18 protein-coding genes are annotated in these 18,164 nt (G+C 70.4%); 10 read left to right on the forward strand and 8 right to left on the reverse strand.

Annotation, left to right across the window (positions count from 1 at the left end):
- Positions 1-23 precede the first annotated feature (23 nt).
- Together GGR24_RS11155 and GGR24_RS11160 are read left to right on the forward strand one after the other, a co-directional pair.
- Positions 24-1,136 (forward strand): protein-glutamate methylesterase/protein-glutamine glutaminase, encoded by a 1,113-nt coding sequence (locus GGR24_RS11155; RefSeq protein ID WP_343066245.1) that lies wholly within the window; start codon positions 24-26, stop codon positions 1,134-1,136.
- Positions 1,133-1,972 carry a CheR family methyltransferase gene (locus tag GGR24_RS11160; protein WP_183395436.1) on the forward strand — a complete coding sequence of 280 codons (840 nt, stop codon included), beginning with the start codon at positions 1,133-1,135 and terminating at the stop codon, positions 1,970-1,972. Before GGR24_RS11155 ends, GGR24_RS11160 begins: the two co-directional genes overlap by 4 nt.
- Before the next feature lie 72 nt (positions 1,973-2,044).
- On the opposite strand, the gene ctrA is transcribed toward GGR24_RS11160, so the two are convergent.
- Positions 2,045-2,746 carry a response regulator transcription factor CtrA gene (ctrA, locus tag GGR24_RS11165; RefSeq protein ID WP_183395437.1) on the reverse strand — a complete coding sequence of 234 codons (702 nt, stop codon included), beginning with the start codon at positions 2,744-2,746 and terminating at the stop codon, positions 2,045-2,047.
- Positions 2,747-3,116: 370 nt separating this feature from the next.
- Here ctrA and fliI point away from each other — a divergent pair, with 370 nt between their 5' ends.
- Together fliI and fliJ are read left to right on the forward strand one after the other, a co-directional pair.
- Positions 3,117-4,442, forward strand: a complete 1,326-nt coding sequence (fliI, locus tag GGR24_RS11170) for a flagellar protein export ATPase FliI (protein WP_183395683.1) — start codon at positions 3,117-3,119, stop codon at positions 4,440-4,442.
- Between the two features lie 24 nt (positions 4,443-4,466).
- On the forward strand, positions 4,467-4,883 hold the full coding sequence (gene fliJ / locus GGR24_RS11175; RefSeq protein ID WP_183395438.1) for a flagellar export protein FliJ: 417 nt from the start codon (positions 4,467-4,469) through the stop codon (positions 4,881-4,883).
- A 100-nt stretch (positions 4,884-4,983) separates the two neighbouring features.
- Here fliJ and GGR24_RS17480 read toward each other — a convergent pair whose 3' ends face one another.
- Together GGR24_RS17480 and GGR24_RS11185 are read right to left on the reverse strand one after the other, a co-directional pair.
- Positions 4,984-6,120: a lytic transglycosylase domain-containing protein gene (locus GGR24_RS17480; protein WP_246398326.1), complete on the reverse strand. Its 1,137-nt coding sequence runs from the start codon at positions 6,118-6,120 to the stop codon at positions 4,984-4,986.
- A gap of 140 nt (positions 6,121-6,260) precedes the next feature.
- A complete protein-coding gene (locus GGR24_RS11185) occupies positions 6,261-7,037 on the reverse strand; it encodes a helix-turn-helix transcriptional regulator (RefSeq protein ID WP_183395439.1) in 777 nt (258 codons plus the stop codon).
- 72 nt (positions 7,038-7,109) lie between these two features.
- On the opposite strand from GGR24_RS11185, the gene GGR24_RS11190 reads away from it, so the two are divergent.
- Entirely contained in the window at positions 7,110-8,117 is a 1,008-nt protein-coding gene (locus GGR24_RS11190; protein WP_183395440.1) for an MBL fold metallo-hydrolase, read from the forward strand.
- 97 nt (positions 8,118-8,214) lie between these two features.
- The gene (locus GGR24_RS11195; RefSeq protein ID WP_183395441.1) at positions 8,215-8,898 is read left to right on the forward strand and encodes a YoaK family protein; all 684 of its coding nucleotides are present in this window, start codon (positions 8,215-8,217) and stop codon (positions 8,896-8,898) included.
- Between the two features lie 10 nt (positions 8,899-8,908).
- Here the strand turns inward: GGR24_RS11195 and flhA are convergent, their stop codons facing one another.
- Complete coding sequence (flhA, locus tag GGR24_RS11200) at positions 8,909-11,050, reverse strand: flagellar biosynthesis protein FlhA (RefSeq protein WP_183395442.1); 2,142 nt, start codon at positions 11,048-11,050, stop codon at positions 8,909-8,911.
- 219 nt (positions 11,051-11,269) lie between these two features.
- On the opposite strand from flhA, the gene GGR24_RS11205 reads away from it, so the two are divergent.
- Complete coding sequence (locus tag GGR24_RS11205; RefSeq protein WP_183395443.1) at positions 11,270-12,514, forward strand: S8/S53 family peptidase; 1,245 nt, start codon at positions 11,270-11,272, stop codon at positions 12,512-12,514.
- Between the two features lie 9 nt (positions 12,515-12,523).
- Here the strand turns inward: GGR24_RS11205 and GGR24_RS11210 are convergent, their stop codons facing one another.
- The gene (locus tag GGR24_RS11210) at positions 12,524-13,150 is read right to left on the reverse strand and encodes a DUF1345 domain-containing protein (RefSeq protein WP_183395444.1); all 627 of its coding nucleotides are present in this window, start codon (positions 13,148-13,150) and stop codon (positions 12,524-12,526) included.
- 84 nt (positions 13,151-13,234) lie between these two features.
- Between GGR24_RS11210 and GGR24_RS11215 the strand changes: the two genes are divergently transcribed.
- The 3 genes from GGR24_RS11215 (at position 13,235) to GGR24_RS11225 (ending at position 15,727) form a co-directional block, all read left to right on the forward strand.
- Entirely contained in the window at positions 13,235-13,738 is a 504-nt protein-coding gene (locus GGR24_RS11215) for a DUF1523 family protein (RefSeq protein WP_183395445.1), read from the forward strand.
- Positions 13,739-13,767: 29 nt separating this feature from the next.
- The gene (locus GGR24_RS11220) at positions 13,768-14,370 is read left to right on the forward strand and encodes an HdeD family acid-resistance protein (RefSeq protein WP_183395446.1); all 603 of its coding nucleotides are present in this window, start codon (positions 13,768-13,770) and stop codon (positions 14,368-14,370) included.
- An 88-nt stretch (positions 14,371-14,458) separates the two neighbouring features.
- Complete coding sequence (locus GGR24_RS11225; RefSeq protein ID WP_183395447.1) at positions 14,459-15,727, forward strand: GGDEF domain-containing protein; 1,269 nt, start codon at positions 14,459-14,461, stop codon at positions 15,725-15,727.
- A gap of 9 nt (positions 15,728-15,736) precedes the next feature.
- Here the strand turns inward: GGR24_RS11225 and flbD are convergent, their stop codons facing one another.
- Genes flbD through GGR24_RS11240 form a run of 3 tightly spaced genes read right to left on the reverse strand, consistent with a single transcriptional unit; the run spans position 15,737 to position 18,142 of the window.
- Positions 15,737-17,098, reverse strand: a complete 1,362-nt coding sequence (gene flbD, locus GGR24_RS11230; protein WP_183395448.1) for a sigma-54-dependent transcriptional regulator FlbD — start codon at positions 17,096-17,098, stop codon at positions 15,737-15,739.
- 25 nt (positions 17,099-17,123) lie between these two features.
- The gene (gene fliN, locus GGR24_RS11235) at positions 17,124-17,474 is read right to left on the reverse strand and encodes a flagellar motor switch protein FliN (protein ID WP_183395449.1); all 351 of its coding nucleotides are present in this window, start codon (positions 17,472-17,474) and stop codon (positions 17,124-17,126) included.
- Positions 17,471-18,142 (reverse strand): FliH/SctL family protein, encoded by a 672-nt coding sequence (locus GGR24_RS11240; RefSeq protein ID WP_183395450.1) that lies wholly within the window; start codon positions 18,140-18,142, stop codon positions 17,471-17,473. The genes fliN and GGR24_RS11240 overlap by 4 nt, the downstream gene beginning before the upstream one ends.
- Positions 18,143-18,164: the final 22 nt, after the last annotated feature.

Raw genomic sequence — 18,164 nt, forward strand, 5'->3', positions numbered from 1 at the left:
CGCTGGACCGCGGGGGCAAGCCGGTGACAGCCGCGCTGGAGATCGGGCTCGCGGAGCGGGTCCGCGTGATGATCGTCGACGACTCGGTTGTGGCCCGGAACCTCACCTCCCGCTGGCTGCAGGATGAGCCGGGGCTCGACGTCGTCACGACCTGCCGGTCGGGCAGGGAGGCGGTGGAGAGCATCGCCTGGGCGCGGCCCGATGTCGTGGTGCTCGACGTCGAGATGCCGGAGATGGACGGGGTCGAGGCGCTTCCGCTGCTGCTGCGCGCCAAGCCCGGCCTCGCGGTGGTGATGGCCTCGAGCTACACGACCCGCGGCGCCGACCTCTCGCTGCGCTGTCTCGCGCTCGGCGCGATGGACGTGCTGGCGAAGCCCAGCAGGGATCAGGCGCAGTCCGAGGAGTATCGGCGGGAGCTGCTGAGCAAGGTGCGGGCTCTCGGGGAGGTCGCGTGGCGCCGCTCTGCGGCGGCCTCCCGGGTCGCCAACGAGGCCGCGGCGCTGGCGCGCTACGCGGCGCGCTCGGTGCGCGCCGGCGCGGCCGCCTGGAACCCCGTGCGGGCGCTAGCGATCGGCTCCTCGACGGGCGGCCCCCAGGCGCTGTCGGCGGTTCTCAAGGCGGTCGGGCCCGTCGCGGGCCGCGTTCCGGTGCTCGTCACCCAGCACATGCCCGTCGGCTTCACGGCCGCCCTCGCCAATCACCTCGCGGCCGCAAGCGGCGTTCCGGCGCGCGAGGCGGAGGACGGCGAGCCGCTCAAGGGCGGCGCCATCTATGTCGCGCCCGGCGGCAAGCACTTCTCGGTGGCCCGTTCGGGCGCGCAGGCGGTCGCCCGCGTCGAGGACGGCCCCCCGGTGAATTTCTGCAAGCCCTCGGTCGATCCGTTGTTCCGGTCGGCCGCCGAGGTCTACGGCCCCGGGCTGCTGGCGGTGGTGCTCACCGGCATGGGCTCCGACGGCGCGAGCGCCGCGCCCGTGGTGGCGGCTGCCGGCGGCCGGGTGTTCGCGCAGGACGAGGCGAGCAGCGTGGTCTGGGGGATGCCCGGGGCGGCGGTCGCCACGGGCGCCTGTTCCGCCGTGCTGCCGCTTTCCGAGATGGGGCCGCGGATCGCCCGCGCGATCGTGGGGGAACGCTCGTGACGCCGACCCAGTACGCCTATCTCGCGCAATTCCTGAAGGAACGCTCCGGCATCGCGATCGGCGAGGACAAGCGTTACCTGGTCGAGGCCCGGCTCGGGCCGCTGGCCCGCCGTCTGGGCCTCGCCGCAGTCGCCGATCTGGTCGGGCGCGTCTCGGCCGGCGATCTCGAAAGCCAGCGCCTCGTGATCGAGGCGATGACGACGAACGAGACCTTCTTCTTCCGCGACGGCGGACCCTTCGCGGCCTTCACCGACGTCATGTTGCCCGAACTGCTCGTGCGTCGGGCGACGGAGCGCCGGATCCGGATCTGGTCCGCCGCCTGCTCGTCCGGCCAGGAGGCCTATTCGCTTGCGATGCTCCTGGAGGACTGCGCGCCGCGGCTCGCGGGCTGGACCGTCGAGATCGTGGCGACCGATCTCTCGAGCGAGGTCGTCGAGCGCGCCCGTGCGGGGCTGTTCAGCCAGTTCGAGGTGCAGCGGGGCCTGCCGATCCGGCAGCTGCTGAAGCACTTCACCCAGGAGGGCGACCGCTGGCGGATCTCGGCGGCGCTGCGCGCCAGGGTCCAGTTCCGTACGCTCAACCTGCTGCGCGACTTCTCCGCGCTCGGCCGGTTCGACATCGTGTTCTGCCGCAACGTGCTGATCTATTTCGAGGAGGCGACCAAGTCGGACATCCTCGCGCGGATCGCGCGCCAGATGGCCCCGGACGGCTACCTCGTGCTGGGGGCGGCCGAGTCCCTCGTCGGGACCGGGGCGCCGTTCGGCCCCCACGCGCAGCACCGGCTGCTCAACGTGCCTGCGCCGAGATCCACGGCCGCGATCGCCGCCGCGATCTGATCAAGGCCCTCTCCAACGACAAAGCCCCGCGTCGCCGACGCGGGGCTTTGTCGTTGATCTCGCGCTTCGAGGTCAGGCGATCGCCCGGGCCTCGTCCTCCATCGGCTCGCGCAGCACGTAGCCGCGGCCCCATACGGTCTCGATGTAGTTCTTGCCGTTGGTGGCGTTGGCGAGCTTCTTGCGCAGCTTGCAGATGAAGACGTCGATGATCTTGAGCTCCGGCTCGTCCATGCCGCCATAGAGATGGTTGAGGAACATCTCCTTGGTGAGCGTCGAGCCCTTCCGCAGGCTCAGCAACTCGAGCATCTGGTATTCCTTGCCCGTCAGGTGCACCCGGGCGCCGCCGACCTCGACGGTCTTGGTGTCGAGATTGACGATCAGGTCGCCGGTCGTGATCACCGACTGCGCGTGCCCCTTCGAGCGCCGCACGATGGCGTGGATGCGGGCGACGAGTTCGTCCTTGTGGAACGGCTTCGTCATGTAGTCGTCGGCGCCGACGCCCAGGCCGCGAACCTTGTCCTCGATGCCGGCGAGCCCCGAAAGGATCAGGATCGGCGTCTTGATCTTGGCCAGCCGAAGCGCGCGCAGCACCTCGTAGCCGGACATGTCCGGCAGGTTCAGGTCGAGGAGGATGATGTCGTAATCGTAGAGCTTGCCGAGGTCGATGCCCTCTTCGCCCAGCTCCGTCGTATAGACGTTGAAGCTCTCGGACTTGAGCATCAGCTCGATGCTCTGAGCTGTAGACTTGTCGTCTTCTATAAGAAGAACGCGCATGCGAGTCCTCCACCGATGCCCGCGTGACCTGCCTGCAATAGGCCGGGCGCCACGGTGAACCGATCGTTTCCAGTCCGATTCAAGCTTAACGACGAAAGGTTAACAGAATCTGATTCTGCGTCGCAAGCTCGATCTCGATGTTTCGTAAAATCTTAGTAACCTGTTGAAGAGAAACGATTTTCACGAAAGTCGCAAGCTTCGGATCATGATTAACAAAATGAGCTAAGCGACTCTCAGGACTCACCGTTTCGCGACGAACTACGGTTTCCGATCCCTTTACCGGCGCGTTCATAATTGGCCCGCGGGGTAAACGAAGCGTTACGTTGGCGGCCCGCCGGTCACGATTCGCTAGGGATTCGCGATGAGCGCGATGCGCGGCCTGTTGCAGAGCGTCGAAGCCACCCCGGACCACGAGGTTTTCGGCCGCGTGGTGGGCGTCCGCGGCCTGCTGGTGGAAGTCGCGGGGCCGCTCGGCGCGATGGCGATCGGCGGCCGCGTCGTGATCGAGGGCGCCGGGGGACGGCCGACGCCCTGCGAGGTGGTCGGCTTCCAGGGCGAACGCGCGCTGCTCATGCCGTTCGGGCCGCTCGAAGGCGTGCGCAGGGGCTGCCGCGCGACCGTCGGCGCCATGGAGCCCGGCGTGCGGCCGAGCCGCGCCTGGCTCGGTCGCGTGGTCGACGCCATGGGCGCGCCCATCGACGGCAAGGGCCCGATCGAGGAAGGCCCGCTGGTCTATCCCTACCGCGCCTCGCCGCCGCCCGCCCATGCGCGCCGCCGCGTCGGGCCGCCGCTCGATCTCGGCGTCCGGGCGCTCAACACCTTCCTGACCTGCTGCCGTGGCCAGCGCATGGGCATCTTCGCGGGCTCCGGCGTCGGCAAGTCGGTGCTGCTCGCGATGCTGGCCCGCAACGCCGCGAGCGACGTCGCCGTGATAGGGCTCGTCGGCGAGCGCGGCCGCGAGGTGCAGGAGTTCCTGCAGGACGACCTCGGGGAGGCGGGCCTGTCGCGTTCGGTGGTGGTGGTGGCGACCTCCGACGAGCCGGCGCTGAAGCGCCGCCAGGCGGCCTATCTGACCTTCGCGCTCGCCGAGTATTTCCGGGACCAGGGCGACGACGTGCTGTGCATGATGGACAGCGTGACCCGCTTCGCCATGGCTCAGCGCGAGATCGGCCTGTCGACGGGCGAGCCGCCCACCGCCCGCGGCTATACGCCGACGGTGTTCGCGGAGCTGCCGCGCCTGCTCGAGCGCGCGGGGCCGGGAGAGGGGCAGGGGACCGTCACCGGTCTGTTCACCGTTCTGGTCGACGGCGACGACCACAACGAGCCGGTCGCGGACGCCGTGCGCGGCATCCTGGACGGGCACATCGTGATGGAGCGGGCGATCGCCGAACGCGGCCGCTACCCGGCCATCAACATCCTGAAGTCGGTCTCCCGGACGCTCCCCGGCGCCGCGCCGGAGGAGGAGCGCCCGGTGCTGCAGCGCGCCCGCCGGATCATGGCGACCTATGCGGACATGGAGGAGCTCATCCGCCTCGGGGCCTACAGGCCCGGCTCCAGCGCCGAGGTCGACGAGGCGATCGCGCTCAACGGCGCGTTCGAACAGTTTCTGTCGCAGGGTAAGGAAGAAGCAACGCGACTCGACGAAAGCTACGCGCGACTGCGTTCGATCTTAGACGTTCCGGAAACCGGACGCTAACCCGCGTGTGCGTAGATGGCCGACATGAAGTCCAGAGACACCCTTCTTCGGCTCAAGCGGTTCCAGGTCGACGAGAAGCGTCGTCAGGTCGTGCAGATCGAGACGATGGTCGCCGAATTCGAACGCATGGCGGCCGAGCTCGACCGCGAAATCCTGCATGAGCAGGAGAAGGCGGGGATCCACGACGTCGCGCATTACGCCTATCCGACCTACGCGAAGGCCGCGATGACGCGCCGCGACAATCTCAAGCGTTCGGCCGCCGAACTCGCCGGACAGCTCGCCGAGGCGCAGGACGCGCTCGCCGAGGCGTTCGAGGAGCTCAAGAAGGTGGAGCTGCTCGAGGAGCGCGACGGCCAGCGCGAGCGGATCGCCGAGGCCGCCCGCGACCAGGCCGAGATGGACCGCATCGGGGCCGAGCGGACCACGCTCCGCGCGAGCTGAGCCCGCGCACGGGGCGGCCCGTCGCGGCTCGCCTTCGAGCCCATAGACCCGAGCAGCCGCTGCGGCGCTCTCCTGCAGAAATCCGTTCGAAGCTCGCCGGCTAGCGCGCGTTGCGCCGCCCGGCTGCGCTGATGCTGCCGGTCACCTCGTCGCGCGCCAGCGGCAGCGGCACGCCTTCGGCCGCGGAAGCGGGCGCGCCCGCGAAAGCGAGCGCGGAGGCTTCCGGAGCCGCCGGCCGACGCGGCTGCGCGGGCGCGACCGGACCGGCCGAGGCCAGAACCGGAGCGGCGTCGGCGGCGATCACGCGCGGCTTTGCGGGCGTCGCCGCCGCGACCGCGACAGGCGCCGCGGGCTTGGCCGCGGCGTTTCGGACGGGCGGCAGCGGCACGACCGGCGCAGCGGCCGCCAGAGCGACGGGCGCGCCCTGCTGCGTCGTCACAGCCGGAGAGGGCGCCTGGCGGACCGGCGGCAGCGGAACGGCTGCGGCGACCCGGGTCGTATCCTGCGCCTGCGGGCCGGCCGGCTCGCGGACCGGCGGCAGCGGGATGGTTGGGGCAGCGCTCGCCGCCGCGACCTGGACGGGGGCGGACGGGGCCGCCGCGGGACGCGCGGCCGGCTCAGGGCGACCGAACAGGAAAAGGCCCTTGCGCTGCGCCGGGGCGGCTTCGGCCACGACCTGACGGACGTCGCGCACGGGGGGCAGCGGCACGGCGGCGGAAGCCGTCTGCTGCGCGCTCGGCGTCGGCGCGGCGCTCGCGACTGCGACGGGGCCCGAAGCGGGCGCGGCCGGAGCGGGGGAGAACTTGCCGTCGCGGCCGAGCCCGACCTGCGCCAGCATGCCCTTGCGCTTGGCGTCGTAATAATAGCCGCTCGCGTAGAGCCGCACGGCGCGATCGCTGTCGCCGCCCGCGACCTTGTAGGCCCCGGCGAGGTAACGAACCGCGTAGGTCAGGTTGGTGTCGGCGTCGAGCAGGCCCGCCGCGGAGCCGCGGTAGCCCATGGCCTGGGCCGTCGCGGGCTTGATCTGCATCATGCCGTAATGGCCGCGATGCATGGCCTTCGGATTGTATCTGCTCTCGCGTACGATGACGCGGCGGATGAGCGATTCCGGGACCCCGTGGGCCCGGGCGTGCTTGGCGATGATGGCGTCATACTGCGCCGGAGCAGCGGTCTCGGCGGACTGCGCGGCTGGCGCGCAGGCGATCGCGAGCGCTACTCCCGTCAGAGTTGCCTTCAAAATCCCCGTCCCCACGTCGCTGCGCGAACTGTCTTGGTCGCCCCCAAATGCGGCCAGAGCGTGGCCCCGCCAGAATCAGACCGCATTCTCCGGCCGACGTCCAGCCAAGGCCGCCGGTCCTCTGACGGCCTGCCGGCCGGTCACCGTCTGACGCCGCGCAGGCTGCGCGACGCGGCGGCTCCGAAAGTCCGGCGGAAATCATGCGCGAAATGCGCCTGGTCGGCGAAGCCCGCCGCATGGGCCGCTTGCGTGAAGCTCGCCCCACCGACGATCTCGGCGATCGCGCCGCGCATCCGGCTCCAGGCGCGGTAGCGACGGATCGGCACGCCGATCTCCGACGCGAACAGATGCTGGAGGCGCGAGGGCGACAGTCCGCAGAGCCGCGCGAGCTCCGGCACGCTGACGCCTTCTTCGGACGCCGCCGCGAGCGCCGCGACGGCGCGGCTGGCCCGGGGGTCGATCCCGCGGCGGGCTCTGGGCCTGGCGTAGGCGACGAGGTCGTCGAGGGCGTCCTCGGCCCAGGCGAGGCTCGCGCGGTCCTCGTAGAGCTGGCGCATGAGCGGGATGACCGAGGAGCGGCCGACCAGCGCGCCCTCGGCCTCCTCCGCGTCCCTGAGCAGCGGCGCGAGCTCCCCCGCGCCGGCGACGTCCGGCTCGACATAGAACACCGCGAGCGGATCGCCGCCGAGATGAAGCTCGTGCAGGCGGCCGGCCGGGATCATCGCCGCCTCGCAGGCCCGCCAGGGGCCGCCCTCGAGGCGCAGCCCGAACGGGCCCCCGAGGCTGGACAGGAAGACAGGCGCGCCATGCTGGTGGAAGGCGTTGTGATCGAGCGTGCCGATGAACAGCGTCCGGCCGGCGTCGAGCCGCCAGAGCGGGGCGAGCGGCGCGTCCCCCGTCGCAGCAGGTCCGTACAAGCGCCGTCCCTCCGGCGTTCCTAACCTCGGGCTCTGGCCGGCATGAGCCGGCAGCCTAGGGGGAGCCTAACGATGTTCAGCCAGAAGACCATCCTGACCCGGAGAGGCGCGATCGCCTGCGCGACAGCCGCCCTGGCCGCGCCGGCGCTGCTGCGCGGCCTCGCGGCTCCGGCGCAGGCGAAGGCGCCGCTGGCCGGGCCCTGGTCGCCGGTCTTCCACAGGTTCCGGCTGGGCGACTTCGAGGTGACCACGGTGTCGGACGCCGGCGTGATGATCGACGGGCCGTGGCCGATCGTGGGCGAGGATCGTCCTGCCGCGGAGGTCGAGGCGCTGATGCGCGACAACCTGCTGCCCGAGAAGCGCTTCCAGCCCGGCTTCACGCCCACCTTTGTCAACACCGGCCGGGAGCTGATCCTGTTCGACGCCGGCAACGGCCCGGACGGCTTCGTGCCGCGCCCTGCGGGCGGACGGCTGGTCGAGTCGATGAAGCAGGCTGGCCTCACGCCCGAGCAGGTCGACGTGGTGGCGCTGACGCACTGCCATCCGGACCACATGGGCGGGCTGATGGAAGGCGGGAAGCCGGTTTTTCCCAACGCCCGCTATGCGGTCGGCGCCGACGAGCACGCCTTCTGGTCCAGGGACGAGCGGATGTCGGCGGCGGAGGGCGGCAACGAGCTCGCCTCGGCCAGGATGTTCCGCCGCAATGTGGCGCCGTTCGCCGAGCGCACGACGTTCCTCAAGCCGGGCCAGGAGGTCGCGCCGGGCGTCACGGCGCTCGCGGCCTTCGGGCATACGCCGGGCCATCTCGCCTACCATCTGGAAAGCGGCGGCCGGCGGCTGCTGCTCTGGGGCGACTGCGCGCACCACGAGGTGGCGTCGCTCGCGCGGCCCGAATGGAGCGCGTTCTTCGACATGGACAAGCAGCAGGGCGCGGCCACGCGCAAGCGGATCTATGACATGGCCGCGACCGAGCGCCTGCCCGTGGTCGGCTACCACACGTCGTTCCCGTCGGCCGGCTATGTGGAGCGCGCGGGCGAGGCGTACCGCTGGCTGCCCTTGACCTACCAGCTCAACCCCTGAAGCTTTGCGGCGGGCGCGTCGCGGCGGGGCGGCGCATCCGCCTCGTCGCGGCGCCGCGCGCCGGAGGGGCTTGGCGCGCCCGCCGGAGCGCGTGCGCATGCGACCTGCCCTGCCGGCCCTGCTCAGCCTGATCGCCGGTTACGTCGACACGGTGGGCTTTCTCGCCTTGCACGGGCTGTTCACCACCCACGTCACGGGCAACTTCGTGACGCTCGGCGCGTCCCTCGTGCTCGGCACCTCCGGTGCCCTCGCCAAGCTGCTGGCCCTGCCGCTGTTCTGCGTGGTGGTCACGCTGGTCACGCTGCTCGGGAAACTGTTCGCGCGGCTCAGGGTCCACGGGCTGAGCGCCATGCTGGCGCTCGAGCTCGTCCTGCTGATCGTCTCCGCCGTGCTGTCGATGCAGCTCGCCCCGTTTCCGGACGGCGACGCCCCGCGGGCGCTGATGATGGGCGGCGCCCTGGTCGCCGCCATGGCGATCCAGAACGCGGCCCAGCGCATCCACATGTCCGCTCTGCCGCCGACCACCATCATGACCGGCACCACGACCCAGATCATGATCGACGTCGGCGATCTTCTGCATGGCGGAATGACCCCCGAGGCGCGGGCGCTCGCCAGGGGCCGGCTGAAGCGGATGAGCTTCGCTGTGGTGACCTTCGCGGTCGGCTGCGCGTTCGGCGCCGCGCTCTACGCCTGGCGCCCGGCGATGTCCTTCATCGCGCCCGCGGCCCTCGCCGCCGCTGCGCTCGCGCTCGCCAACCCGGAGGCGCGGCGCGCGGCCTGAGACGTCGCGCTCACACGCTGCCGACGGTCTTGAGCCGCGCGCGCGGGTGCACCTCGTTCTGCGACATCACCGGGGTCTGGGCGCGGAAGCGCTCGACGATCGAGCGCACGAAGGGGCGCGCCGCCGCCGAGGTCAGCAGCACCGGCGCCTCGCCCATCCGCGCCGCGTCCTCGAAACGATCGCGCACGGCGGCGATGAACTCGTGCAGCTTGGAGGGGGCCATCGCGAGGCTCTTCTCCTCGCCGGTCCCGACGATCGACTCCGCGAAGGCCTGCTCCCAGGCGGGCGACAGCGCGATCAGCGGCAGGTAGCCGCCGAACGACTGATGCTGCGCGCACAGCTGGCGCGACAGGCGGGCGCGCACATGCTCGACGATCTGCGCCGGCGAGCGGGTGTAGCCGACCGCCTCCGCGACGCCTTCGAGGATCGTGCCGAGGTCGCGGATCGAGACCCGCTCGGCCAGCAGCAGCTGCAGCACGCGCTGCACCACGGTGGTCGAGATCTGGCTCGGGATCAGGTCGTCGACCAGCTTGCGCTGCTCCTGCGGCAGCTCCTTCAGAAGCTTCGCCACCTCGCCATAGGACAGCAGGTCCGGCATGTTGGCCTTGATGATCTCACTGAGATGCGTCGACAGCACCGTGGTGGCGTCCACCACCGTGTGGCCGCGGATGTTGGCCTCCTCGCGCAGCGAGGCGTCGACCCAGGTGGCCGGCAGCCCGAAGGTCGGCTCGACGGTGTGGACGCCCGGCAGGTCGACCTGCCCGCCGGACGGGTCCATGACCATGAACTGGCTCGGATAGACCGACCCGGAACCGGCTTCGACCTCCTTGACCTTCACCGCGTAGGCGTTCGGCGCGAGCTGCAGATTGTCGAGCAGCCGCACCTGAGGCATCAGGAAGCCCATGTCGCCCGCAATCGTGCGCCTCAGCGCCTTGATCTGCTCCGTGAGCTTGTCGGGCCCCTCCGACGCGTCGACCAGCGGCAGCAGCGCGTAACCGAGCTCGATCTTCACGTCGTCCATGCGGAGCGCGGCCGCCACCGGCTCCTCCGCCGCCGCGCCGCCGGTCGCCTCTCGGGCGATCTTGGCCGCGCGCTCGAGCTCCGCCGCGCGGTTCGCCTTGTCGGCGCGCCAGGCCAGCCAGCCGGCGCCGGCCGCGAGCCCCGCGAACGGTATCAGCGGAATGCCCGGCAGCAACGCCATCACGCCCATGACCGCGGCCGACAGGCCGAGCGCCTTGGGATAGCCCGAGAGCTGACGCACCAGCGCCCGGTCGGCCGAGCCGCTCACGCCGGCCTTCGAGACCAGCAAGCCCGCGGCGGTCGAGACCACCAGCGCCGGGATCTGGCTGACCAGACCGTCGCCGACCGAGAGCAGCGTGTAGGAATGCGCGGCTTCCGAGAAGCCGATCCCGTTCTGGGCGATGCCGATGATCATGCCGCCGAGCACGTTGACGAACACGATCAGCAGGCCGGCGATGGCGTCGCCGCGCACGAACTTCGAGGCGCCGTCCATCGCGCCGAAGAAGGTGCTCTCGTCCTCGAGCTCCTTGCGGCGCGTCTTGGCCGTGGCCTCGTCGATCAGCCCCGCCGACAGGTCGGCGTCGATCGCCATCTGCTTGCCCGGCATGGCGTCGAGGGTGAAGCGCGCCGCGACCTCGGCGATGCGGCCCGAACCCTTGGTGATGACCACGAAGTTCACGATCACCAGGATCGCGAACACGATGATGCCGATGACGAAATTGCCGCCCATCACGAAGGCGCCGAAGGCCTCGATGACGTGGCCGGCCGCGTCGGTCCCTTCATGGCCATGGGCCAGGATCAGGCGCGTGGAGGCGAGGTTGAGCGCCAGCCGCAGCATGGTGGCGACCAGCAGCACCGTCGGGAACGCCGAGAACTCGAGCGGCTTCTCGATGAACAGCGCGGTCATCAGGATCAGCACGGAGAGGATGATCGAGATCGCCAGCAGCAGGTCGAGCAGCAGCGCCGGCAGCGGCACGATCAGGACGCACAGGATCACCAGGACGCCGACCGCGAGCCCGATGTCGCCGCGGCGCACGACGTCCCAGGCTTTGACGAGGCCGGCAGGCAACGGGACGCCCGTACTCCGCGCGGCGGGGGCCTTCGCCCCGCCGACGACCGTCACGTCAGACATCCACGCCCCCGCATTCTGCGATCCTGCTAGGCAGAAAATGCCCACCGCATGGTTAGCGCGAGGTTAACAGCCGGCTTCGGATCTCCTGGAATCTGGAGGCCGGCACGGAAGGCGCGGGGCCTGCGGCAGCTTAAGAGTTGCATAAGTTTGGGCCGTCACCGACGATCGTGAGGAGATCCCTTCTCCCGGGCCTTCGCCCTCAGCCGGAGCAGGTCTGACATGGCGCCAAGCTCTGCCTCCTGCCTGATCGCCGTCGGGGCGTTTGCGGCTGCGGCCTGGGGTTCCTTGGCCGCCGCTGGCGGGGAGCCTTCGCGCTACGCCACCCTTGAAGCCGAGCGCGCGGTGACGGCCGCCTGCGCGTCGCCCGCGCCCTTCGTCATCCTCGACACGTTCGCCTTTCTGAAGCCGGTCAACATCGACGACGAGTTCGACGAGCGGAATGAAGACGGAGCGGCGCGCATCGGCCATGGCGACGTCGTCGCGGCCATCGTCTCCGTCGCGCACCCGGCGATCGCGCCCTATCAGATTGATCCCGTGTTCAACGTGCGCACGCTGGTGCGGGATTTCAGGCGGCTCGCGGACGACATCGAGGCCGGCCGGATACCGAAGCCTGCCGCGGTGGTGAGCTCGATCGTGCTGCCCGTCTCGCTTCGCGAGGTGAACGCGCGGGCGACGATGCGCTCCGTCCCGGCTTCCGAGATCTTTTTTCGCCGCGACGAGCTGCGCGCGCTGGTGACAGGCGACGGCGCGCCCGGCAACCCTTACGCGGAGATCGACCGCCAGATCGGCCGGCTGCGGGCCGGCGGGGTGCCTGTCTTCGTCGCGGCCGGGAACACGGGGCCGGACGACCTGTTCAACGTGCTCGCCCTGTCGGACGGCGTCTACGCGGTCGGGGCGCTCGACCGGGAGGGGCGCAAGGCCGGCTACACCAGCGCGCCTGACCTCGTCTCCGTCTGGAGCGACGGCTATGTCGTGCTGACCGAGACGGCGGAGGGCGTCAGCGTCAGCGCCGGACGCCGCGTCGAGCTTCCAGGCGCCACCCTTCCGGAAGAGCGTGAGGCGGTCGAGGACTTCGCGGGCAGGAAGGCGCGCGAACTGGTGCTCGACGTGCCGTCCGAGATCGCTTCGCTGCCGCGCGGGGCGCCGGTCTATCTGCGGAGCCGCTACATGCACGCGGTGATGCAGCCGGGGCTCTACCGCACCGAGGATCTGCTGGCCGCCTACGGCTACCCACGGGAGTCGGGGAACTTCATCCGGGCGCTCGAGCAGGGCCCCTATATGCACTTTCCCTCCGACACGATCTTCGCCGTCGACGTGGACGGCGCGCTGCGATTCGATCCTCTGGGGGACGGCACGCCCGGGCAGGTCAAGCTCCAGGACGCGACCTCGTTCGCGGCGCCGAATGTGTGCGCGGCGGAAGCGGGGCAGGGGGGCGCGCGGCTTGCTGCGGCGGCCCGAGAATGAGGCGGCGGCCTAGTCGCTCAGAAAGCTGGAGCCGATGCTGACGCTGAAGGCGATGATCACCGTGTTGAACACGAAGGAGATCACGCCGTGAACGAGCGTCAGGCGCCGCATCTCGCTCGACTGCGTGGCGGTGTCGGACACCTGGAACGTCATGCCCACCGTGAACGCGTAATAGGCGAAGTCGATGAAGCGAGGCGGCTCGTCGCCGGGGAAATCGATGTCCGGCTTGTCGGCTCCGCGGGCGAAGGCGCTGTGGGCGTAATGCGCGGCGAACGCCGTGTGCAGCAGCGTCCATGAACAAGCGATGGTGAAGGCGGCGAGCGAGAGGATGGTCGCGCTCGACTTGTCCGAGACCATCGCGAAGATCGCGATGAAGCTCGCCCCCACGGCGGCGGTGAGGATCAGCGTCAGCGCCCAGCGGCCTTCGTCCTCACGGTCCGCCCAGCTCTGGATCTCGCCGGCGGAGGCCGGCTGCAGCAGCCACCAGACGCGCGCCGTGTAGGCCAGCGCCGCGGCGTCCCATCCGGTGACGGCGGCGGCCGAGGGCGGCGCGATCACCCCCGCGACTGTTCCGACCAGGACACCGATGAGCGCGCAGGACGCGAGCCGCAGTCCATGCTGCTTCCAGGCTCTCACGCTCGGTCCTTCGCCATTCGAGTCCGCGCTCCATTTAGGGCGCGGTGTATAGTGCGCCCCGGGAATAGCTGGAGTACGCCCCCTATGTCGCTGCGCGTCTACGTCGTTCTGCTCTGCCTGGTGGCGCTGCCCTGCGTGCTGTTCCTCGACTACGTGCTGCCACGGCACGACGTGGTCCGCATCGTCAACACCGAGGTCAAACGCGTCGATCCGAAGAACCGCTCCGCCGGCGACCAGCGCGAGCCGGGCGCGGACGTCTATTACATCTACGCCGAGGACATCGAGACCAAGAAGCCGCACGTCTACCGCAACGAGGACACCGGCTGGGGCTTCCCGTTCTACTTCAAGTTCAACAGCGCCGACGTGCAGGCGATCGCCTCCTCGATCGCCTCCGAGAAGGGCGTCGCGCGGATCACGAAGTACGGCTGGCGGCTCAACGTCTTCTCGATGTTCCCGAACGCCACGAGCGTTCGCCGCTGGGATCCGGCCGACGCCGTGATTCCGTGGTTCAATATCGTCTTCTTCACTCTCCTCGGCGCGGTCGCGCTCTATATCGCCATCAGGATCCGGCGCCGCCGTTCAGCCTGAGCCGCGGGCGCATAGGGCAGGAGGCATTAATGGCCGACAAACTGACCGAGAACCGGGCGATGAGCGATTTGCTCGCCAAGAACTGGTGGGCGATCGCGCTGCGCGGCGTCCTGGCGATCGTCGTCGGGCTCATCGCGCTGGCGGCTCCGGGGCTGGCGCTGCTCTCGTTCGCGCTGGTGTTCGCGGCTTACCTGATCGCGGACGGCCTGGTGGGCGTCACCAGCGCGATCTGGGCGGCGCGCAGCCATGAGCGCTGGGGGATGCTGCTCGCGGAGGGCGTGCTCAACCTCGTGGTCGGCGTGGTCGCCGCCTTCTTCCCTCTGGCGGCGGTGCTGGCCTTCGCGCTGCTGGCTGCCTTCTGGGCTCTGGTCACGGGCGGCCTGATGCTGGCCTCCGCCTATTCGCTGACGGCCAAGCACGGCCGATGGTGGATGGTCCTCTCAGGCGTCGTCTCGATCGTTTTCGGGATCGCCCTGCTGATCGCGCCGCTCCTGGGCGCGGTGGTTCTGACGTGGTGGTTCGCCGGTTACGCTCTCGCGTTCGGCGCCTTCATGCTCGTCCTCGCCTTCCGCCTGCGGAAGGAGAGGCGCCAGAATCCCACTGTCTCGTCTGACGCGCCTCCCCGGGTGTAAGCCGAGGCGAATCGGTCCATCTGACGTCTGCCGCCTGCAAGGGGCGCGTCGCTCGCGGCAACGCCGCCCCTTCTTGAGGTAAGTCCGCATGGGCGGCGTCGCTCTTCTGGCGCTTCAGGCGATCGTTTATTTCGGCGTGATGGCGGCCCTGCTCAGGGCCCGCCGGGTCTATGGCGTGGGCCTGTTCGTCTGCGCCCTCGGCGTGATGCACTTCCTCGAGACCTATCTGGCGGCGGTGTTCTTCATCGAGCTGCCGTTCGGGCTGCTGTCGCCCGGCTCGACCGTGCTGTTCTCGGGCAAGCTGATGATGTTCCTGCTGCTCTACATCCGCGAGGACGCGGAGACGGTGCGGCAGCCGATCTACGGCCTTTTCATCGGCAACCTTCTGCTGGTCGTGCTGGCGCTCATCCTGCGCCTGCACACCACCGTGGTTCGTCTCCCCGGAGACGCGCCGAACCTGCAGTTCGTCGACCAGATGGGCGTGCTGATGGTGTGGGGCACGCTGCTGCTCTTCATCGACTGCATCGCGCTCATCCTGCTCTACGAGAACCTCGCGCGCCGCCTGAGGCGCAACGTCGTGCTCGCGGCCTTCCTCAGCGCAGCCGCCGTTCTGAGCTTCGACCAGATCGCGTTCTATCCGGCGCTCAGGCTCACCAGCGGCGTGCCGTTCTCCGCCCTCACCGGAGGCTGGGTGGCGAAGATCGGCGCGGCGGCGCTCTACAGCGTCCTGATCGGCGTCTACCTTCGCTGGATCGAGAGGGACGGCCAGCGCCGCGGCTCGCGCGGGCTGCGCGACGTGTTCGAGACGCTCACCTACCGCAGCCGCTACGAGGATCTTCTCAGACGCTCGCTGATCGACGAGCTGACCGGGGTCCGCAACCGCAGCGCCTTCGAGCAGATGTGCCGCGACTGGCTGGAGCGGCCCGCGCCCGACGGACAGGCGGTGACGCTGGCGATGATCGACATCGACCGCTTCAAGGCGATCAATGACGGTCTCGGCCACGCGGCCGGCGACGAGGTGCTGCGCCATGTCGGCAGAACGCTCGAGGCCAACATGCGGCCGGGGGATCTCGTCTTCCGCTATGGCGGGGAGGAGTTCGCGCTGCTGCTGAAGGGCCTCTCGCACAACGAGGCCCTGGCGTTCGCCGACCGGGTGAGGCGGGCGGTCGCCTCGGAGGTCCGCGCGGTGGACGGCGGATCCGTGACGGTCAGCATCGGCGTCGCGAGTTCGGCCTTCGGAAGCGGGAACCTGCGCAGCCTGCTCGACCGGGCGGACCAGCGACTCTACGAGGCGAAGCGGCGCGGGCGCGACCGGGTCGTCGGCGACCCCGCGCCGCGGCTCACCATCGCCGACTGAACGCTTGTCTCAGGCGGCCGCCACCCCGGCCTGCGGCGGGGGAACCGGGAAGCCTTCGTCGTCATACTGGTTGAGCTTGTTCCTGAGCGTCCGGATCGAGATGCCCAGGATGTTGGCCGCATGGGTGCGGTTGCCGCGGGTGTGGCCGAGCGTGTCGATGATGAGGTCGCGTTCGACGTCCGCGAGCGTGCGGCCGACGAAGCCGCGCGCGACGGTCTCGGCGGTCTCGGCCGCGCGCGCCGCCGGGCCGCGCGGCGTGGAGTCGAGCGGCGACCCGTCCGGAGTGCGGATCGTCTCGGCGCCGATCTCGGGGCCGGTCGCAAGCAGCACCGCGCGATGGATCGTGTTCTCGAGTTCGCGGACGTTGCCGGGGAAGCGGCCGCGCGCGAGCTCGACCCGCGCCTCCGCCGAGAGCGGACGTGGGGGCAGCCCGTTCGCCGCCGCGTACTTCTTCGCGAAATGGGTCGCGAGCTCGAGGATGTCCGCCGGGCGCTCGCGCAGCGGCGGGATCTTCAGGTTCACGACATTGAGGCGGTAGAGCAGGTCCTCGCGGAACGTCCCCTTGCGGACCTCGTCCGCCAGCGTGCGGTTCGAGGTCGCGATCACGCGGATGTCGACCGGCACCGGCTTGCCGCCGCCGACCCGGTCGATCACGCGCTCCTGCAGCGCCCGCAGCAGCTTCGCCTGCAGGCGCACGTCCATCTCGGAAATCTCGTCGAGCAGCAGCGTCCCCCCGGAGGCCTCCTCGAACTTTCCGATGCGCCGGGCCGTCGCGCCCGTGAACGCGCCCTTCTCATGACCGAACAGCTCGCTCTCGAGCAGGTGCTCGGGGATCGCGGCGCAGTTCACGGACACGAAGGGCGCCTTGGCGCGCGGCGAGGCGGCGTGGACGTGGCGGGCGAGCATCTCCTTGCCACAGCCGCTCTCGCCGGTGATCAGCACGCTCGCGGAAGAGGCGGCGATCTGGGTCGCGAGCTTGATCAGCGACACCATCGCGGGGTCGCGGAACACGAAGTCGCGGGCGTCGTCGGCGACGGCCGACAGGACGGCCGCGATCAGGTCCGGATCGGGCGGGAGCGGGATGTACTCCTTCGCGCCGGCGCGGATCGCCGCCACCGCGGCGCGGGCGTCGTGCTCCACGCCGCAGGCCACCACGGGCACATGGAAGCGCTCCGCCTCCAGCGCCTCGATCAGCTCCCGCACGTCGAGCGCGACGTCGACCATGATCAGGTCGGCGCCGCGGCCGGCCCGCAGGCTCCGCATCGCCTGATCGACGCTTTCGGCATGGGTCACGGCGGCCCCGCGGTCCATCGCGATGCGGGTGGCCTGCGTGAGCTGACCCTTGAGATGGCCGACGATGGTGAGGCGCATGGGGGGCTCTCCTCTCGCTCCGTCCTCAGGCCCTGTCGGGCTTGATGATTTCGGTCATGGTGACGCCGAGCTTGTCCTCGACGAGCACCACCTCGCCGCGGGCGACGAGCCGGTCGTTGACGTAGATGTCGATCGCCTCGCCGACCTTGCGGTCGAGCTCGATCACGGCGCCGGGCTTCAGCCGCATCAGCTGATGAACCTCCACCTTGGCGCGGCCGAGAATGGCCGAGACCGCCACGGGCACATCGAACACGGCCTCGAGGTCGGCCGCGCTGCGAGCCTCGATCGCAGCCGGCGAGCCGATGTCCTCGATCGTCGCGATGTCGCCGTCGTCCGGCCCGAACTCCGGCAGGGGCATCGATTTGTCGCCGCTCATCGCTGCGCTCCTTCATCGTCGGCCATGGGGGAGGGCGGTCCGAAACGCAGCGCGATCGCCTGTTCGACTGCGCGCGCCACGGCGGCGCCGTCACGGACCACGCCGCCGTCGGCCCATTCGAGCCGCGCGTCGCCCTCGGCGACGTCCGGATCGCCCAGCACCACCAGCCGCCCGGCGAAGCCGCGCTCCTGGGCGGTCGCGGTCAGCTCCGCCCGCACCGCCTCGACGAAGTCCGGCGCGACCCGAACCGCGAGATGCGGCGCGCTGCGCAATTCTGCGAAACAGGTTTCGGCGGCGGCCTGGATCTCTGCGAGCGGGAAGCGCTTGGCGGCCGCGGCGGCGAATTTCTGCGCGAAGGCGAGCGCCAGCGCGACCGCGTCGCGCTCTGTGGACTCCGCCCGCGTGTCGGCCTCCATGAAGGCCTCCGAGAGCCGCGCGCCGAGCGCCTCGACGGCGGAGATCAGACGCGCGGCTTCGGCTTCGCGCGCGGCTCGCCGGCCGTCGGCCTCGCCTCGGCGGTAGCCGGAGGCCTCCGCATCGGCGAGCGCCGCCTCATGCTCGTCGAGCGCGATCGAGCCGGGCGCGGCCGGAAGCGGCGCGGCGGCGGCCGCAGGCTGAGCCGGCCGGCCGAAGTCGACGTCGAACAGGAACGGGACGGGCCGGCTCATCGCCGCGCTTCCGGTCTGCGGG

It is taken from the genome of Hansschlegelia beijingensis (assembly GCF_014196425.1).
Classification (GTDB): Bacteria; Pseudomonadota; Alphaproteobacteria; order Rhizobiales; family Methylopilaceae; genus Methylopila; species Methylopila beijingensis.

Excerpts from the sequence above, each read along its gene's own strand:
- ctrA (WP_183395437.1), bottom strand. The coding sequence starts at position 2,746 with ATGCGCGTTCTTCTTATAGAAGACGACAAGTCTACAGCTCAGAGCATC.
- fliI (WP_183395683.1), top strand. The coding sequence starts at position 3,117 with ATGCGCGGCCTGTTGCAGAGCGTCGAAGCCACCCCGGACCACGAGGTT.
- fliJ (WP_183395438.1), top strand. The coding sequence starts at position 4,467 with ATGAAGTCCAGAGACACCCTTCTTCGGCTCAAGCGGTTCCAGGTCGAC.
- GGR24_RS11190 (WP_183395440.1), top strand. The coding sequence starts at position 7,110 with ATGTTCAGCCAGAAGACCATCCTGACCCGGAGAGGCGCGATCGCCTGC.
- GGR24_RS11195 (WP_183395441.1), top strand. The coding sequence starts at position 8,215 with ATGCGACCTGCCCTGCCGGCCCTGCTCAGCCTGATCGCCGGTTACGTC.
- flhA (WP_183395442.1), bottom strand. The coding sequence starts at position 11,050 with ATGTCTGACGTGACGGTCGTCGGCGGGGCGAAGGCCCCCGCCGCGCGG.
- GGR24_RS11205 (WP_183395443.1), top strand. The coding sequence starts at position 11,270 with ATGGCGCCAAGCTCTGCCTCCTGCCTGATCGCCGTCGGGGCGTTTGCG.
- GGR24_RS11215 (WP_183395445.1), top strand. The coding sequence starts at position 13,235 with ATGTCGCTGCGCGTCTACGTCGTTCTGCTCTGCCTGGTGGCGCTGCCC.
- GGR24_RS11220 (WP_183395446.1), top strand. The coding sequence starts at position 13,768 with ATGGCCGACAAACTGACCGAGAACCGGGCGATGAGCGATTTGCTCGCC.
- GGR24_RS11225 (WP_183395447.1), top strand. The coding sequence starts at position 14,459 with ATGGGCGGCGTCGCTCTTCTGGCGCTTCAGGCGATCGTTTATTTCGGC.
- flbD (WP_183395448.1), bottom strand. The coding sequence starts at position 17,098 with ATGCGCCTCACCATCGTCGGCCATCTCAAGGGTCAGCTCACGCAGGCC.
- fliN (WP_183395449.1), bottom strand. The coding sequence starts at position 17,474 with ATGAGCGGCGACAAATCGATGCCCCTGCCGGAGTTCGGGCCGGACGAC.
- GGR24_RS11240 (WP_183395450.1), bottom strand. The coding sequence starts at position 18,142 with ATGAGCCGGCCCGTCCCGTTCCTGTTCGACGTCGACTTCGGCCGGCCG.